This window comes from Limnohabitans sp. 15K, from assembly GCF_002778285.1.
GTDB lineage: Bacteria > Pseudomonadota > Gammaproteobacteria > Burkholderiales > Burkholderiaceae_C > Limnohabitans_A.
In genome coordinates this window covers 425,554-439,767 of sequence record NZ_NESM01000001.1, presented here as the reverse complement: position 1 = coordinate 439,767, position 14,214 = coordinate 425,554, and the positions used below count along the sequence as shown (strand labels likewise).

Genomic DNA, 14,214 nt, shown 5'->3' with positions numbered 1-14,214 from the left:
ACATTTCAACCCCCACGACTGGAGACAACACATGACCCCCGAACAACTCTTGCAGCACCACGACCAAGCCCGTTTGTGGGGTCAGCCCCCCGGCGTGGTGGGCGGCTCCGACACGGCTGAGGCCTACCAAAAAGCCCTGGCCGTGCGCCAGTTGCGCCAGCAGCGGGGCGAAGTGGCCAAGGGTTACAAGATTGGCTTCACCAACCGCACCCTGTGGCAGCGTTACGAGGTGTTCGGTCCCATGTGGGGCACCGTCTGGGACACCGGCCTCAGCTTTGCCGAGTCCGCCGCATCGGGGTCTGCCGAGGGCGGCATCGACCTGACCCACACCTGCCAGCCCCGGTTGGAGCCCGAAATTGTCTTCGGCATGAAGGCCACACCCCCAGCCAACGCCAGCCTGCAGCAGCTGTTTGAAGCCATCGACTGGGTCGCGCCGGGTTTTGAAGTGGTGCAGTCGCACTGCTTGGATTGGAAATTCACCGCCACCGACACCATGGCCGACAGTGGCTTGCACGCCCGCCTGCTGGTGGGCCAGCGCCTGCCTGTTCAGCAACTGGCCGCCGATGCGCAGGCCTTGCATACCCTGCTGGCGCAGGTCCAAGTCACGCTGTTCAAAAACAGCCAGGCAGTCGACCAAGGCCTTGGCACCAACGTGCTCGACAGCCCGCTGAACGCCCTTTACCACTTCATGAAAGAACTGCGTCAATGCCCCGGCGCGGCCGATCTCCAAGCGGGTGACGTGATCACCACCGGCACTTTGACCGACGCTTGGCCCTTGCAAGTCGGCGAGCGCTGGCGTGCAGAGTTTTCTGCGCCTCTTGGCCGTCTGAGCGCCCACATGTGCTGATGGCGGGCAGATCGCCGGCCCAAAAAAAGCCCCGAGCTGCAAAGCCCGGGGCTTGAATCAACAAAAATGTCAGGCAACTGCAGGAAGCATGACAAGGTCAGTATACTGTAAATATAAACAGTATATTGAGCAGTTTACGCCATGCACGCCCCAGACACCCCCCAAGCCCTGCCGCCCGGAAATTGGTGGCTGCAGGCCTTGCCCGCCAGCATCGCAGCGGGTTTTCCATCGCCAGCCGAGGACCACCAGGTCGAGCGCATCGACCTCATGCAGCAGCTGGTCAAGCACCCGCAGGCCACGTTTTACATCCGTGTGCGGGGCGAAAGCATGCGCGACGCAGGCATCCTCGACGGCTCGGTGGTGTTGGTGGACCGCGCCATCACCCCGGCCGACGGACAAATCGTGCTGGCTGTGATCGACGGTGACTTCACCTGCAAGACGCTGCGCCTGCAAGGCGAGGGCATCCGCTTGCAAGCAGCTCACCCCCATTACCCGGACATCGTGCCCAAAGATGGCCAAAGCGTGGAAGTCTGGGGCGTGGTGGTCGCTACCATTCACCAGCACCAAACTTGACCTGATCTGCCCCCTCACCACTCTGACATGGCCACCATTTCCACACGCCACCGCCGCGACGACTTCGAAGCCAAGCGGGTCTACGAATACCCGCAGCACCTGCGCGAAGCCATCGAAGACGCGCCCACCGGGGCCGGCGTGTACACCTTCCATGGTCAAGAAGGCGATTTGCCGCTGTACATCGGCAAAAGCATCAACATCCGCGCACGCTTGCTCTCGCATTTGCGCACCGAAGACGAAGCCCGCATGCTGCGCCAGACCCAGCGCATCAGCCACATCCGTACGGCGGGTGAGATCGGGGCGCTGCTTTTAGAGGCGCAAATGATCAAGGCCCAGCACCCGCTGTTCAACCAGAAACTGCGGCGCAACAAACAACTGTGCAGCTTGCAAATGACGGGCGATGTGCCCCAAGTGGTTTACTCCAAAGACATCGACTTTGCTTCTCAGCCCGATCTTTATGGCCTGTACGCCAGCCGCCACGCGGCGCTGGACGCACTGCGTGCTGTGGCCGACCAGCACAAACTTTGTTATGGCCCGCTGGGTCTCGAAAAATTGCCGCCCGGCAAAGCCTGCTTTCGGTCCGCGATCCGGCAATGCGCTGGCGTGTGCCGTGGCGACGAAAGCCCAGACGCCCACCGCGAGCGCCTGTTCAGCAGTTTGCTGGCGCTGCGGGTGGAGTGTTGGCCTTACGAAGGCGCCGTGGGCCTGGTCGAGCGCGATGCCGAATTCACCCAAATCCATGTGGTGAACCACTGGTGCTATTTGGGCAGTGCTGACAGCGCCCAAGAAGCCCGCCAACTGAGCCAAACGACCCACCATGCCGCGGCTCATTTTGATGCCGACAGCTACAAAATTTTGTGCCGCCCGGTGCTCACGCAGAGCGTCGAGGTTGTGCCGTTGTGAGCCAGACCATGAAAATCCACCTGCAAACGCCCTCAGAAATACGCCCGCAAATTTGGATAGAGTTGGGGCGGGCCAGTCTTGACCGGCACCACGAGTGGCGCACGCCCGTGTTGGCTTCGACCGACGCAGACGGCTTGCCCGATGCCCGCACCGTGGTCTTGCGGCAGGTGGACGCAGGGGCTGGGCAACTGACTTTTTACACCGACAGCCGCAGCCCTAAAGTGGCCCAGCTGCAGGCCAAATCCCCTGCCATGCTGGTGTTTTGGAGTGCGCGTTTGAGTTGGCAATTGAGGGTGCGGGTGGCCTGCACGGTCATCACCGCTGGCCCGGAGGTCGATGTGCTTTGGCAAGGGGTCAAGCAGTCGGCGGCTGCGGGTGATTATTTGTCGCTACTGCCGCCGGGTGTCGTCTTGCCTCAAACCAGCGGCAAAGCGAATGTCGAAACGGCCAGTGTCGACCCGGCCAATGCCCCCGCGCCAGCGCACAGCTTTGCTATTTTGCGTGCGCAGGTGCTTCAAATGGACTGGCTGGAGTTGTCGCGTGAAGGGCATCGCCGGGCGCAGCTGAGCGACACCACTTGGGAGTGGCTCACGCCCTGAATGCTTTCAGCTTCGGTCGTCTCGCAGGCGTTGCAGTTGTGCGCCGTCGACTGCCAAGCGCACACCCAAAGAGCCGCTGCCCGCACGCACCGGGAATTTGCGCAAGGCGATGTCGATCGCCTCGATGGCGGGGTAAGCCGCGCAGGCCTGCACGATGCGCGTCATCAGCCGCTCTTGGGTCTCGTACCGTCCATCGGCTGCGAGTCGCTCGATCTCGATCACCAAAGGGTCGTAATCGAACACATGCGCCATGCCGTCTTGGGCAATCAGCACCAGTTCGGGGTGGATCCAGAGTGTCAAATCCAGCGCGTGGTAATCGGGCACAGTATCGCCGGGCGCATAGGTGCCGATGCGGGTGGTCAGACGAAAGTCTTTCAGTTCGATCTGGCTGGCGGTCAAGGTTGGCAGGGTCATGGGTGTTGAGGGGCAAGTTCGTGGGTTGGCGTTCTGGGTCTCAGCGCCTGCTTTTGAGCCGCTGGCTCTTGCGGCTTTTTTCAAAAAATGCGTCGGGTTTGGTTTGCATCCAACGGATGAAGCGGGCCATCTCTTCGGGCTGCTTCAAGGCTTCGACGGTGGCGTATTGGCGGGCCAATTCGGTCTCGGTGAACAGCGCATGGATCTGGCGATGGCAAATGCGGTGCAGCACCGCTGTCTGCACGCCCCCGTGCGACTTGGGCACCAAATGGTGCGCGTCTTGTTGGCTGGGCGGAATGGCTCGCTCGCACAGCGGGCACAGTAGGTCGCCACCGCGCGGGGCAGGCAGGGCTTCAAGCTGGGCTTGAATCAGCTTTTTCCGAATGCGCCCCGTCACGGCAAAACCAGTGTGTTGACCATGGCGCAAGGCTACAACAGACTGCCGGCGGCGCATGCCGCACCGGGCGATTGATCCCAGTGGCTTTCAGGGCATCAGGTCATGTTGAATGGTCGTGGCTTGGTTCAATGTCCGGCTTCAGCCGATGGGGAATGCGTGCGCAGCCAATCTTTGAGCGCGGCATCTATGCGGGTCTGCCAACCATGACCGGTGGCACGAAACGCCGACGAGACTTCTGGCGACAAACGGATGGTGGTGGGCACTTTGCGGTCTGGCTTGACGCTGCCCACGGGGCGGCCTGCACCGCGCGCCCGAATCGCTTGAGGCGTGTGGCTTGCGGCCAGTTCACCCCGGAGCGCCTGATCGACCGAGCTCAGCAGCGCAGCTTCAAATTCGAGCATTTCGGGGTCCATAGGGGACGCTTGAGTGGTTTTGGATTTAGGCATCGAATCGCTCCTTCAGTTTCAGCAGCAGTTCAGGTCTCAGATTGTCAAATTTGGCTTTGGCGTAAACCAACAGAAGAACAATCTCTCCGTTGGCCAAGCGGTTGAAATAAATCACTCTGGCGCCGCCGCTCTTGCCCATGCCTTGGCGTGTCCACCGCACTTTGCGCAAGGGGCCAGCCCCAGAAATCACATCCCCAGCCATTGGGTTTTCGCTGATCCACGCGATGAACTCAAACCGTTCGGAGTCAGCCCAAACCTTGGCTGACCAAGCGATGAAATCTGGGGTTTCATGGACGGTTAACATGAATTAATTGTACTAGCAAAAAATTAGTTGACTGAACCATGGCGGCTGCATCGAGGACCGGAGGGGCGGCGCTCGATACGCGGGACGCAGTCTCCTTTCTGTCAACTAGCCGCGTGGGCCCGGACTCAGGGCATCAGGTCAATCAAAATTTCATTGCGCCGGTTCCACGGCAAGGTGAAGGGGTTGTCGTAGCGGGCCACCTGCGCGGTGGGGCTGAGTTTGAGATTTCGCGCCTGTGCCCAAGCCCTGAGGCGTTCGGTTTGCTCTTGCATGCTGGCCTGCGTCGTCAAGCCACTGAAACGCACGGCCACCACCTCGTGCTCGGGCACGGGGCGCAGTTGTATTTGCGGGTTCAGGGGTTGGGGCAGGGTTTGCACGTTTTCCTCAGACGGCATCACAAAGTGCACGCGCCAGCCGTGGTTCTCAGGCGTGAGCGTGACGGGGGCGGTCATCGCGATTTTGCGCTGCATGCCCGATTGGTGCTGCAGGTTGTCACCAAAAATGTAAGCCGCGATGCGCCTGAAACCACTGCCGCTGGCCGCGTCAAAGTCGCCATTGATTTGCGTTTGGGCCACTGTGAAGGCGCTGTATCGGCGCACTTCAAATGGCGGCTCTGCCGTCAAAACGGTGTAGCGGGGTTCTTCAGTGGCCATGGCAGCCTCGCAAAAAAGGAACAAGAGGGGGGACAAAAGGGAAAAAATCCAGCGCATCGGGGTCTTTCGTGTGTCGTCATTACAGCAAATTCCCGCATGTGCATCTGTCTGACAGCGAACGGAGTGGGTTGGAAACGCATTCCCGCGTGCAAAAGTGGGGCGAGGTGTGGCCCCAAAGAGCTTGCCGTCTATATACTGTTCATTTGTACAGTATTGATGCGGCAGCTCACTTCATGAATTCCCCCCTTCGTCCCATGTACGCCCTCGTGGATGGCAACAACTTCTATGTCTCGTGCGAACGCGTCTTTCAGCCCTGGTTGCAAGGCCGGCCGGTGGTGGTGCTGTCCAACAACGACGGCTGCGCCATTGCCCGCAGCGACGAAGCCAAAGCTTTGGGCATCAAGATGGGGGCACCTTACTTTCAGTTGCATGAGTTGGAGCGCAACGCAGGCCTGATCGCACTGTCGGCCAATTTTTCTTTGTATGGCGACATGAGCGACCGCATGATGAGCTTGGCTGCAGGGCTTGGCCACCATCAAGAGGTTTACTCCATCGACGAGAGCTTTGTGGACCTGAGCGGTATCTCCGGCGATTTGGTCCGCCGTGCCCGCCAAATCCGAAGGCGCATCTTGCAATGGATCGGCATTCCGACCTGCATCGGCATCGGCCCGACCAAGACGCTTGCAAAACTCGCCAACGCCATTGCCAAAAGCGCCGAGCGCAAACCCGGCAGCTACCCCGCGCACCATGCCCAAATTTGCCATCTGGGCGCATGCACGCCGCAAGAGTTGGCCGCGCTGCTGCAGGCCACCGACGTGGGTGAGGTGTGGGGTGTAGGGCCACGCATCGCTGCACGGCTGCGGGCGCAGGGCATCGCGACTGCGCAAGACTTGGTGGGCATGAGCCCGGCAGCCGCTCGGGCCATGAGCTCGGTGGTGCTCGAAAAAACCGTGCGCGAGTTGCAGGGCACGCCCTGTTTTGAGTTTGAAGACGAGCCTTCGCCCAAACAGCAAATTGCCTGCACCCGCAGCTTTGGCCACCCGGTCACCGAGTTGGCCGATTTGCAGCAAGCCGTGACCGAGTTTGCCTGTCGCGCCGCAGAAAAATTGCGCAAGCAAAAGGGCCATGCGGCCCAGGTGCTGGTGTTCATCCGTACCAGCCCGTTCAGAAAGCAAAACGCGCAATACAGCCGCAGCGCCTGTCTGCCGCTGCCTGTGCCCACCAGCGACAGTGCGCACATCACCCAGGCAGCGGTGGCTTTGCTGGGCAGCATTTACGAGCCGGGTTATCTGTACGCCAAAGCGGGTGTGATGCTGATGGGCTTGCAACCGGCCACGCGCCAGCAGATGACGCTCGATTTGTCACGTCACTTAGGCGATGCCCAGCCTGCCAACCGCACGCGCTTGATGCTGGCCATCGATCAGATCAACCAGCGGCACGGCCGGGGCAGCCTGAAGTTGGGCAGCGCGGGCATGGGCCACGCTGCGCAAATTTGGCACATGAAACAAGATTTCAAAACCCCGGCGTACACCACCGATTGGGCCCATTTGCTCACGGTGCAGATGGATGCTTGAGGCGCATCCCCGCAGCGTCCCCGACCTCAGGATGGCTTTTTCGAAAGTGGATGTGTCAACGCTGCTAGACTTACGCCCTTGAAAAATTCCAACGCAGACATGTCCCTCGATTCACCCATTGACATCGTTTATTTGTGGGTTGACGGGAACGATTCGGCCTGGCGTGCCAAGCGCCAGGCTGCCCTGCAGCAACTCCCCAGCGATTCCAACGCCGCCATGGCCCTTTACAGCAATGTGGAGGGCCGGTTTCGTGACAACCACGAGCTGCGTTACAGCCTGCGTGCGTTGGAGAAGTTTTTCCCCGACCATGGTCATGTGTACATCGTGACCGACGCGCAGGCGCCCGACTGGTTGCGCCCCTCGGACCGCCTGACGCTGGTCGATCACCGGGATCTGATGCCCGAGGCGTCTTTGCCCACGTTTGATTCAGGCCATATCGAGTCGTGGATTCACCACATTCCGGGTCTGTCTGAGCGTTATTTTTATTTCAACGACGACGTATTTTTTGGGGCCCCGGTGCAGGTGAGCGATTGGTTCAGCGATGCCGGTTTTCATGTCACTTGGTCCGATGAGCCCATGGTCACCGATGAGGCCATGCGCATGGACGCCACTTCACTCGAGAACGCATGCCGTTTGTCGATCCAGTGGCTGACCGAAAAAGCCCGCTCAGGCGCGCCCGCACTGCGCGAGCAAGACCCGCTGTACCAAAGTACTTTCCGCACGTTCGCGCATTCGCCCCGGCCCATGCTCAAGTCGATCTTGTTCGAGCTTGAAGCCACGGCCCCCGAGTTGTTTGCCGCTGTGCGCTCCACGGTGTTTCGCAGCTGGGACAAGCCCACCATCGTGTCGGATTTTGTGTTGCGCTGGGCCTTGGCGCATGGCCTGGCCAGCATTCAGCCTTACCGTCACCGCTATGTGTCGACAGGTGAGAGCGATCAAAACGAGCAGTTGCAAGCCTTGGAGGCCGAATTTGGTGCGCTCGATTTCTTTTGCATCAACGACACCACCGACGACGCCCACACCCACGATCCGCGCTTGCAAAACGTGCTGACTGTGCTGCAAACCATCTTGCCCAAGCCTTCAGCGTTTGAAAACGACCAAGCCACAGCGTCTTCTGTCGGATCGCCAGCGCGGTCGGGTGTGCATTCAGCACAGGGCCAGGCCTTGAATGCCTTCCCTGTGCCTGCCCTGCAAAAAAGGGCGTGAACCTTCGCAGCCGTCGACTTAGGCGGTTTGGGGTGTTGCCAACTGGATGATGGAATTGACGTTGGCGGCGTTGCCAATGGCCCAGCAAGCGTTGATCAGTGCGGTGGTCTGGGCTTGGCCCAAAACAGGATCGCTCAGACCGTGGAATTTGCCCTCGAGCAGCGCTTGGGTCATGGGGTTTTTCAGCGAGCCAATCGCGTGCTCCACAAACACATGGACCTTGCTGCCATCGGTCAAAGTGGCGGTCACGTCGGCGCTGGCTTCGTCGATCGAGTCGTCCACTGTGGCCACCACTTTGCGGCGCAAGGCCACCATGTCGTCGCGCGTCACGATGTGGTCAGAGAACTCTTCCTCGGCGGCGAAACCAAAGGTCAAGCCCGCAGCGCAACCGTGGTAAACGCTGAACTTGGCCTGCAGACCATCAACCGGCTCTTTTTTGCCAGTCAGTTCGAGCACCAAGGAGTGCACGCGCAAATCAATGCGTTCCACTTGTTCTGGGCGCACGCCTTTGGCGCGCAACTGGGCGCAGGCATCGATGCTGGGGTGGATCACGATGCCGCAGGCGAAGGGCTTGTAACTGTTGAACGAAATTTCAAAGCGCTCGCCCAGCTCGTGGGTGATCTCGCTCCAGTCGTTCTTGATCGACACGGTTTGCATCATGCCGCGAGGTGCTTCCAGCGCTTTCGGGCTGGCGGTGAAACCTTGCTGGGCCAAGAGCGCCGACATCAGGCCTGCACGCGCGGCAGCACCGGGGTGAAAGGGCTTGGTCATGGTGCCGAACTGCTCGCGCATGCCAATGGGCTGAGAGGCTGCAATGCCCAAAGCCATGGCTGTTTGTTGTTCGTTGAGTTTGAGCAAACGGGCGCAGGCCGCAGCCGCACCCAAAGTGCCGGTAGAGCCGGTGATGTGCCAGCCACGGTCGTAGTGGTCGGGGTACATGGCATTGCCCACGCGGCAAGCCACGTCAATGCCGATGACCAGCGCATCGATCACCTCGCGGCCAGTGCACTGCTGGTGTTCGGCCAAAGCCAAAATGGCCGAGGCCACAGGACCTGCGGGGTGGATGATGGTTTTGAGGTGGGTGTCGTCAAAGTCAAAGGTGTGCGAGGTGATGCCATTGAGCAAGGCGGCGCTGGCCATGTCGACTTTGGTGGCGCGGCCCAGCACACTGGCTTGCGCTGCGGGTTGAAGCACCTGCACAGCGGCCAATGCGGCATCGGCGGCTTCGTGGCCAGTGGCGCCCACGGCGCAGCCCAGCCAATTCATGAAAGTGCGGTGAGCCTCCAGATCAACCTCGTCGCTCCAGCCTTTGGAAGGATGCGTGGCCACGAACTTGGCCAAAATTTGGGTGACTGCAGGGGCGTTGTGGTCAGCGGTGACTTGGGTATTGCGTGCCATGGTGTTCAGTTGTCGAGTTGGATGTTGCGGGCTTTGGCGATGGCGGACCATCGGACGATTTCAGCTTTGATGAAGACACCAAATTCGTCAGGTGTCATGGTGATGGGTTCGATGGCCTCGACCGAGAGTTTCTCGCGCAGGTCTGGGGCTTTGAGCACGGTGGCCAAGGTCTCATTGAGGTGCTTGACGATGGGCGCAGGCATGCCCGCAGGCCCGACCACGCCGTACCACTGCTGGGCGTCAAAACCCTTGAAACCGGATTCGTCGAGCGTGGGAATGTCTTTGTATTGCGAATGGCGCTTGGGGCCCGTGACCGCCAAGGCGCGCACGCGGCCCGACTTCATGTGGGGTACGGCTGCGGCCAAACCAGGGAACATGGCTTGGGTCTGCCCACCAATCAGGTCGGTGAAGGCCAGAGCGACGCCTCGGTAAGGAATGTGGACCATGAAGGAGTTGATCTGTTGCTTGAACAGCTCCATGGTCAAGTGGGTCAAGGAACCCTGACCTGCTGATCCATAGCTCAAGCGTCCTGGGTTGGCTTTGACGTATTCCACGAATTCTTTGATGTTGCGCACGGGCAGAGATGCGTTGACCACCAAGACATTGGGTGTGGCACCAATCATGCCAATCGGTGTGTGGTCCTTGATCGGGTCATAGGGCAATTTGCGCGTGGCTGGGCTGGTGCCGTGGGTGGCCACATAGCCTTGCAGCAAGGTGTAACCATCGGGGGCTGCGCGCGCAGCAGATTGGCAAGCGATCACGCCGCCACCACCAGCTTGGTTGTCCACAATGAACGATTGTTTGAGCAAAGCGCCCCAGCGCTCGGTCACGGTGCGGCCGACCATGTCGCTGCCACCACCGGCGACCACCGGAACGATGTAGCGGATCGGTTTGCTGGGGTAAGTGGCTTGGGCGTTTGCCAAAGAGGGCAGCAGGCCTAGGGCCGATGCGGCCTGCAGCAGTTGACGGCGTTTCATGTTGGTGCTTTCAGTTGAGAGGTTTCTTCCAGTCGAACAAGGGCGTCGTCGACGTGACGGGCCATCAGTAACTCGGTCTGCGCAAAGTCGCCTTGGCGCAAAGCCCGAACAATGGTTTGGTGCTCGGCAATGGAGGCTTTTCGGCCGCTGTTGCCAGAGAGATTCTTGAGGCGCGAGATGTGCAGTTTTTGCACAATGCCTCGGTAAATTTCGGCCATCTGCACATTGCCTGCAGCTTCGACGATGGCCCAGTGAAAACGCAGGTTTTCTGCGTAATAAAGGTTGGCATCGGCACTTTTCAGAGCTTCTTTCATGCTGCTGGTGGTGCTGACCAAAAATCTGACCAAGCTGTCGCGGTCTTTTTTGGGCAACTGGGCTGCAGCACGTCCGGCAAAACCGTCCAGTAAAGATCTGAGTTCGTAAAGGTCGCGAACTTCAACCATGCCGAGCTGTCGCACAAACACGCCAGAGTGTTTGCGTGAAATCACCACGCCAGAGCTTTCAAGTTCTCGCAGGGCTTCTCGGACCGGGACTCGCGAGACATTCAAACGAGCGGCGACATCGGGCTCATTGATCCGCTGCCCCGGCAGCAGGCTGCCATTGAGAATGCCCGCCAACACATCGTCGCGCACCAACTTCGCCAATGAAGTGGTGTGCGAGCCATGCGGCTGTTCTGTGGGGTTTTCGCCAAGCCAGGGAAGCATGCGGCAGTCTATGGTGTTGAATTTATAAAGGACATATCGTATACGAAATGTCCGGTTGGAACGGGTTGTGAGTTCCTTGTTGGCTGAATTTTTCGATGTGCGATAGCGACTGGGGGGGGGGGTGAGTTTTGATCATGCATGCGGGTTTTTCTCGGTGTTCTTGGTGGCGATTTTCGTATACGATAAAGAAATGAATTTGAAAAATGCGCTGAAATGTGCATGGATCTGATCACCTCATTTTTGGAGACGACCCATGAAAATCAAACAAGTGATGGCCAGCTTCGGCTTGTTCTTGGTGGCCAGCAGCATGACCCATGCACAGCAGGCCCCTTACCCTGTTGCGCGCGTTTCGTTGGTGACGCATTCCAGTCCCGGTGGCGGTACAGACGTTTTCTTGCGGGACTTTTCCAAGCAGCTGAGCACGGTGATGAAAACCAGCTTCTCTGTGGAAAATGTGCGTGGTGGCAGTGGTGCCACTGCAGTGGCTGCGGTGGCCAAAGGGGCGCCTGATGGTTCAATTTTTTACGGCACAACCCCCACGTACATTCAGACCACCTTGCTGTCCAAGCCGCCCGTCGGTTATGACGGTTTGGACCCCATGCTGATCGTCTTTTTGGACCCCGAGCTCATTTACACCCGTGCAGATTCGCCGCACAAGACGTTGGCCGATGTGATGGCTTTTGCCAAAGCCAATCCAGGAAAATCCCGTTGGGGTGCGTCCAATCCAGCGTCTTTGGAGCGCATCGCCATGGAGAAGCTGGCGCGTGCCGCAGGCGTGAAAGTGCCCATTGTTAGCCATGAAGGCGGCGCAGACCAAATGATTGGTGTGCTCAACGGCACTTATGACTTGGGCATTGGTGAAATGCAGGAATTGCAAGGCCAACTCGAAGCCGGAAAAATCCGTTTGTTGGCCACTTTGTCTGAAACGCGTTTGCAAGGTTTGCCCAAGTTGCCCACGGCCAAAGAGCAGGGCTTCAACGTGGTGGTGCGCAAATTCCGTGGACTGGCCAGCCCCAAGGGCTTACCGGACAGTGTGGCCAAAGCCTGGGAAGATGCTGCCCGCAAAGTCATGGAGTTGCCTGCTTATAAAGCTGAGTACACACGCGAGAACCTCACGCCCATGGTGTTGGGCCGTGAAGCTGCACGCAAATTCACAACCGATTTCGCGGCTGAAACAGTCACTTCCTTCAAAGAGTTGGGGCTGTTGAAATGAGTAGCACCCTCAGTGAACGCAAGACCAATTTGGTCACAGGTGCGATCGGTCTGTTGTTTTCATTGGGCTATGTTGGGTTTGCCAATGGCATTGAGGACAGTTTGTTGGCCGATGAGGTCGGGGCTTCGGGTGTTCCGGTGTTCATTGGCGCTTTGATGGCTGTAGCCTCCGCCTTACTGTTGTTCAAAGCATTGATGCAAAAGCCGGCACCGGGTTTGCTTGCAGATGCTGATGACACACAGGACGAAGATTCGCCGCAAAATCCGCACCAACTTGCCTTGGGTTTGCTGTTGATCTTGGCCACTTATTTGGTCTTGCTGCCTTGGCTCGGTTACGTGGTGTCGGTTGGCCTGCTGTCTGCCGCCGTGGCCTGGTTTGCAGGCGGGCGCGAAGCCAAAGTGCTGTTCGGTTTTGTATTGCTCACCGGTCCGGTGCTGTGGTTTTTGTTTGACTTTGCACTGAAAGTCAAAATGCCAGCGGGCATCTGGCCCACACTTTTTGCAGGTTGATTCATGGACGCGTTGTTGCAATCTCTCAGTGGTTTTGCTTGGCTGTGGGTCATCGCCGCAGCCTTTGGTGGCGTTTTGTGGGGCATTTTGGGTGGGGCTTTGCCAGGCATCTCGCCCTCGATTGCGATGGCTTTGTTGCTGCCCTTTACGGTTGGTTTGCCGCCAACCATCGCCATCGTTCTTTTGGCCAGCGTTTATGTGGGGGCTGAATATGGGGGCTCTATCCCCGCGATTTTGATTCGAACGCCGGGTACCAACTCGGCATCGGCCACGGTCATCGATGGTTTTGAAATGGCAAGGCAAGGCAAGGCGGGTGAGGCACTGGGCATTTCTTTGATGTCTGGTTTGGTGGGGGGCTTGTTTGGTTTGGTGGTGTTGGTGCTGGCCACCGAAAGTTTGGCCAAAGTGGCTTTGGCTTTCACGCCCGCGGCTTATTTTTCCTTGGGCGTTTTGGGACTCTCCGTGATTGCCAGTCTGTCGGGTGGTGCCTTGCTCAAGGGACTGATCGCCGCTTGTGTGGGGCTCATGATCGCTTTCATTGGCAGCGACCCTGTTTCTGGGGTGTCACGTTTCACCTTTGGTTCTGCCGACCTGCTGGATGGCGTGAAGCCCATCATCATCATGGTGGGCTTGTTCGCCGTCACCGAAATGTTGGTGCAAATTGGTGAGCCTGCTTGGGCCAAGGCCGACAAAATTTCGTCTCGTTTGAAGTTGCCCGATTGGGCCATGACCAAGCGCTTGTTCAGGCCACAGGCCATCGGTGCGGCTGTGGGCACATTCGAAGGTGTCACGCCGGGTGCGGGTGGCACGGTGGCCGCCTTCATGGCTTATTCTGAAAGCAAACGCTGGTCCAAGCACCCTGAGGAATATGGCCATGGTTCGCCTGAAGGCGTGGCGGCACCCGAGGCGGCCAACAACGTGGTGACAGCCACGGCGCTGGTGCCGTTGCTCAGCCTGGGCATTCCTGGGTCCAACTCGGCCGCCATCTTGATGGGGGGCTTTCTGATCCATGGCTTGCAGCCAGGTCCCATGTTGTTCACCAAAGCACCCGATGTGGTCTATGGCCTGTATGTGGGTTTGTTGGCGGCCAACATCGCCATGCTCTTGATTGGTTTGGTCATTCTCAACCCGTGTATCTGGCTGGTGAACCGTCCTAAGCCGTACCTGATTGCAGGCATTTTGGCCTTGGTCATGACGGGTGTTTATGCACTGCACCAAAGTGTCTTTGACATCGCTGTGACCTTGGCGGTGGGTGTTTTGGGCTATGGCATGCGTTTGTTGCGCATCCCTGTATTGCCGATGGTTTTGGGCTTGGTGCTGGGCTACATGGTCGAGTCCAACTACCGACGAAGCCTGCTGATTTCAGGCGGGGACCACAGCATCTTCATGACCGACATGGTTTCAGCCGGCTTGTTGGGCTTGTCCTTGGTCCTCGCGCTGTACACCGGCATCAAAGAATTTACCGATAGAAAGTCAAAGAAATGAGTCACGCAAGCC

17 protein-coding genes are annotated in these 14,214 nt (G+C 58.8%); 9 read left to right on the top strand and 8 right to left on the bottom strand.

Annotated elements, in window-relative coordinates; translation table 11 throughout:
- The first annotated feature begins 31 nt into the window (after positions 1 to 31).
- The 4 genes from B9Z40_RS02055 (at position 32) to B9Z40_RS02040 (ending at position 2,922) form a co-directional block, all read left to right on the top strand.
- Entirely contained in the window at positions 32 to 847 is an 816-nt protein-coding gene (locus tag B9Z40_RS02055; RefSeq protein WP_100171656.1) for a 2-keto-4-pentenoate hydratase, read from the top strand.
- A 141-nt stretch (positions 848 to 988) separates the two neighbouring features.
- Positions 989 to 1,420, top strand: a complete 432-nt coding sequence (locus tag B9Z40_RS02050; RefSeq protein ID WP_100171655.1) for a LexA family transcriptional regulator — start codon at positions 989 to 991, stop codon at positions 1,418 to 1,420.
- A 27-nt stretch (positions 1,421 to 1,447) separates the two neighbouring features.
- Positions 1,448 to 2,323: an excinuclease Cho gene (cho, locus tag B9Z40_RS02045; protein WP_100171654.1), complete on the top strand. Its 876-nt coding sequence runs from the start codon at positions 1,448 to 1,450 to the stop codon at positions 2,321 to 2,323.
- Positions 2,324 to 2,331: 8 nt separating this feature from the next.
- The gene (locus B9Z40_RS02040; RefSeq protein ID WP_100171653.1) at positions 2,332 to 2,922 is read left to right on the top strand and encodes a pyridoxamine 5'-phosphate oxidase family protein; all 591 of its coding nucleotides are present in this window, start codon (positions 2,332 to 2,334) and stop codon (positions 2,920 to 2,922) included.
- Positions 2,923 to 2,928: 6 nt separating this feature from the next.
- On the opposite strand, the gene B9Z40_RS02035 is transcribed toward B9Z40_RS02040, so the two are convergent.
- From B9Z40_RS02035 to B9Z40_RS02015, 5 genes are all read right to left on the bottom strand, one after another.
- Entirely contained in the window at positions 2,929 to 3,336 is a 408-nt protein-coding gene (locus B9Z40_RS02035; protein ID WP_100171652.1) for a dihydroneopterin aldolase, read from the bottom strand.
- 40 nt (positions 3,337 to 3,376) lie between these two features.
- A complete protein-coding gene (locus B9Z40_RS02030) occupies positions 3,377 to 3,790 on the bottom strand; it encodes an HNH endonuclease signature motif containing protein (RefSeq protein ID WP_233204754.1) in 414 nt (137 codons plus the stop codon).
- 68 nt (positions 3,791 to 3,858) lie between these two features.
- On the bottom strand, positions 3,859 to 4,179 hold the full coding sequence (locus tag B9Z40_RS02025) for a BrnA antitoxin family protein (protein ID WP_233204753.1): 321 nt from the start codon (positions 4,177 to 4,179) through the stop codon (positions 3,859 to 3,861).
- Positions 4,172 to 4,483 (bottom strand): transcriptional regulator, encoded by a 312-nt coding sequence (locus B9Z40_RS02020; protein ID WP_100171650.1) that lies wholly within the window; start codon positions 4,481 to 4,483, stop codon positions 4,172 to 4,174. The genes B9Z40_RS02025 and B9Z40_RS02020 overlap by 8 nt, the downstream gene beginning before the upstream one ends.
- 125 nt (positions 4,484 to 4,608) lie before the next feature.
- The gene (locus B9Z40_RS02015; protein WP_100172861.1) at positions 4,609 to 5,136 is read right to left on the bottom strand and encodes a heme-binding protein; all 528 of its coding nucleotides are present in this window, start codon (positions 5,134 to 5,136) and stop codon (positions 4,609 to 4,611) included.
- A gap of 254 nt (positions 5,137 to 5,390) precedes the next feature.
- Between B9Z40_RS02015 and B9Z40_RS02010 the strand changes: the two genes are divergently transcribed.
- Positions 5,391 to 6,710, top strand: coding sequence for a Y-family DNA polymerase (locus B9Z40_RS02010; RefSeq protein ID WP_100171649.1), 1,320 nt, complete (start codon positions 5,391 to 5,393; stop codon positions 6,708 to 6,710).
- A gap of 99 nt (positions 6,711 to 6,809) precedes the next feature.
- On the top strand, positions 6,810 to 7,916 hold the full coding sequence (locus B9Z40_RS02005; RefSeq protein WP_233204752.1) for a Stealth CR1 domain-containing protein: 1,107 nt from the start codon (positions 6,810 to 6,812) through the stop codon (positions 7,914 to 7,916).
- Between the two features lie 18 nt (positions 7,917 to 7,934).
- On the opposite strand, the gene B9Z40_RS02000 is transcribed toward B9Z40_RS02005, so the two are convergent.
- The 3 genes from B9Z40_RS02000 to B9Z40_RS01990 are packed head-to-tail and all read right to left on the bottom strand — an operon-like array spanning position 7,935 to position 10,995.
- On the bottom strand, positions 7,935 to 9,314 hold the full coding sequence (locus B9Z40_RS02000; protein ID WP_100171648.1) for an MmgE/PrpD family protein: 1,380 nt from the start codon (positions 9,312 to 9,314) through the stop codon (positions 7,935 to 7,937).
- A gap of 5 nt (positions 9,315 to 9,319) precedes the next feature.
- On the bottom strand, positions 9,320 to 10,291 hold the full coding sequence (locus tag B9Z40_RS01995) for a tripartite tricarboxylate transporter substrate binding protein (protein ID WP_100171647.1): 972 nt from the start codon (positions 10,289 to 10,291) through the stop codon (positions 9,320 to 9,322).
- Entirely contained in the window at positions 10,288 to 10,995 is a 708-nt protein-coding gene (locus B9Z40_RS01990; RefSeq protein ID WP_100171646.1) for a GntR family transcriptional regulator, read from the bottom strand. Before B9Z40_RS01990 ends, B9Z40_RS01995 begins: the two co-directional genes overlap by 4 nt.
- A 253-nt stretch (positions 10,996 to 11,248) precedes the next feature.
- Here B9Z40_RS01990 and B9Z40_RS01985 point away from each other — a divergent pair, with 253 nt between their 5' ends.
- The 3 genes from B9Z40_RS01985 to B9Z40_RS01975 are packed head-to-tail and all read left to right on the top strand — an operon-like array spanning position 11,249 to position 14,202.
- Positions 11,249 to 12,208 carry a tripartite tricarboxylate transporter substrate binding protein gene (locus tag B9Z40_RS01985; RefSeq protein WP_100171645.1) on the top strand — a complete coding sequence of 320 codons (960 nt, stop codon included), beginning with the start codon at positions 11,249 to 11,251 and terminating at the stop codon, positions 12,206 to 12,208.
- Positions 12,205 to 12,717, top strand: a complete 513-nt coding sequence (locus tag B9Z40_RS01980) for a tripartite tricarboxylate transporter TctB family protein (RefSeq protein WP_100171644.1) — start codon at positions 12,205 to 12,207, stop codon at positions 12,715 to 12,717. Before B9Z40_RS01985 ends, B9Z40_RS01980 begins: the two co-directional genes overlap by 4 nt.
- A gap of 3 nt (positions 12,718 to 12,720) precedes the next feature.
- Positions 12,721 to 14,202: a tripartite tricarboxylate transporter permease gene (locus B9Z40_RS01975; protein ID WP_100171643.1), complete on the top strand. Its 1,482-nt coding sequence runs from the start codon at positions 12,721 to 12,723 to the stop codon at positions 14,200 to 14,202.
- The last annotated feature ends 12 nt before the right edge of the window (positions 14,203 to 14,214 follow it).

Bases quoted from the DNA above. Each gene is read 5' to 3' on its own strand.
- B9Z40_RS02055 (WP_100171656.1), top strand. From the start codon at position 32: ATGACCCCCGAACAACTCTTGCAGCACCACGACCAAGCCCGTTTGTGG.
- B9Z40_RS02050 (WP_100171655.1), top strand. From the start codon at position 989: ATGCACGCCCCAGACACCCCCCAAGCCCTGCCGCCCGGAAATTGGTGG.
- cho (WP_100171654.1), top strand. From the start codon at position 1,448: ATGGCCACCATTTCCACACGCCACCGCCGCGACGACTTCGAAGCCAAG.
- B9Z40_RS02040 (WP_100171653.1), top strand. From the start codon at position 2,332: ATGAAAATCCACCTGCAAACGCCCTCAGAAATACGCCCGCAAATTTGG.
- B9Z40_RS02035 (WP_100171652.1), bottom strand. From the start codon at position 3,336: ATGACCCTGCCAACCTTGACCGCCAGCCAGATCGAACTGAAAGACTTT.
- B9Z40_RS02030 (WP_233204754.1), bottom strand. From the start codon at position 3,790: ATGCGCCGCCGGCAGTCTGTTGTAGCCTTGCGCCATGGTCAACACACT.
- B9Z40_RS02025 (WP_233204753.1), bottom strand. From the start codon at position 4,179: ATGCCTAAATCCAAAACCACTCAAGCGTCCCCTATGGACCCCGAAATG.
- B9Z40_RS02020 (WP_100171650.1), bottom strand. From the start codon at position 4,483: ATGTTAACCGTCCATGAAACCCCAGATTTCATCGCTTGGTCAGCCAAG.
- B9Z40_RS02015 (WP_100172861.1), bottom strand. From the start codon at position 5,136: ATGGCCACTGAAGAACCCCGCTACACCGTTTTGACGGCAGAGCCGCCA.
- B9Z40_RS02010 (WP_100171649.1), top strand. From the start codon at position 5,391: ATGTACGCCCTCGTGGATGGCAACAACTTCTATGTCTCGTGCGAACGC.
- B9Z40_RS02005 (WP_233204752.1), top strand. From the start codon at position 6,810: ATGTCCCTCGATTCACCCATTGACATCGTTTATTTGTGGGTTGACGGG.
- B9Z40_RS02000 (WP_100171648.1), bottom strand. From the start codon at position 9,314: ATGGCACGCAATACCCAAGTCACCGCTGACCACAACGCCCCTGCAGTC.
- B9Z40_RS01995 (WP_100171647.1), bottom strand. From the start codon at position 10,291: ATGAAACGCCGTCAACTGCTGCAGGCCGCATCGGCCCTAGGCCTGCTG.
- B9Z40_RS01990 (WP_100171646.1), bottom strand. From the start codon at position 10,995: ATGCTTCCCTGGCTTGGCGAAAACCCCACAGAACAGCCGCATGGCTCG.
- B9Z40_RS01985 (WP_100171645.1), top strand. From the start codon at position 11,249: ATGAAAATCAAACAAGTGATGGCCAGCTTCGGCTTGTTCTTGGTGGCC.
- B9Z40_RS01980 (WP_100171644.1), top strand. From the start codon at position 12,205: ATGAGTAGCACCCTCAGTGAACGCAAGACCAATTTGGTCACAGGTGCG.
- B9Z40_RS01975 (WP_100171643.1), top strand. From the start codon at position 12,721: ATGGACGCGTTGTTGCAATCTCTCAGTGGTTTTGCTTGGCTGTGGGTC.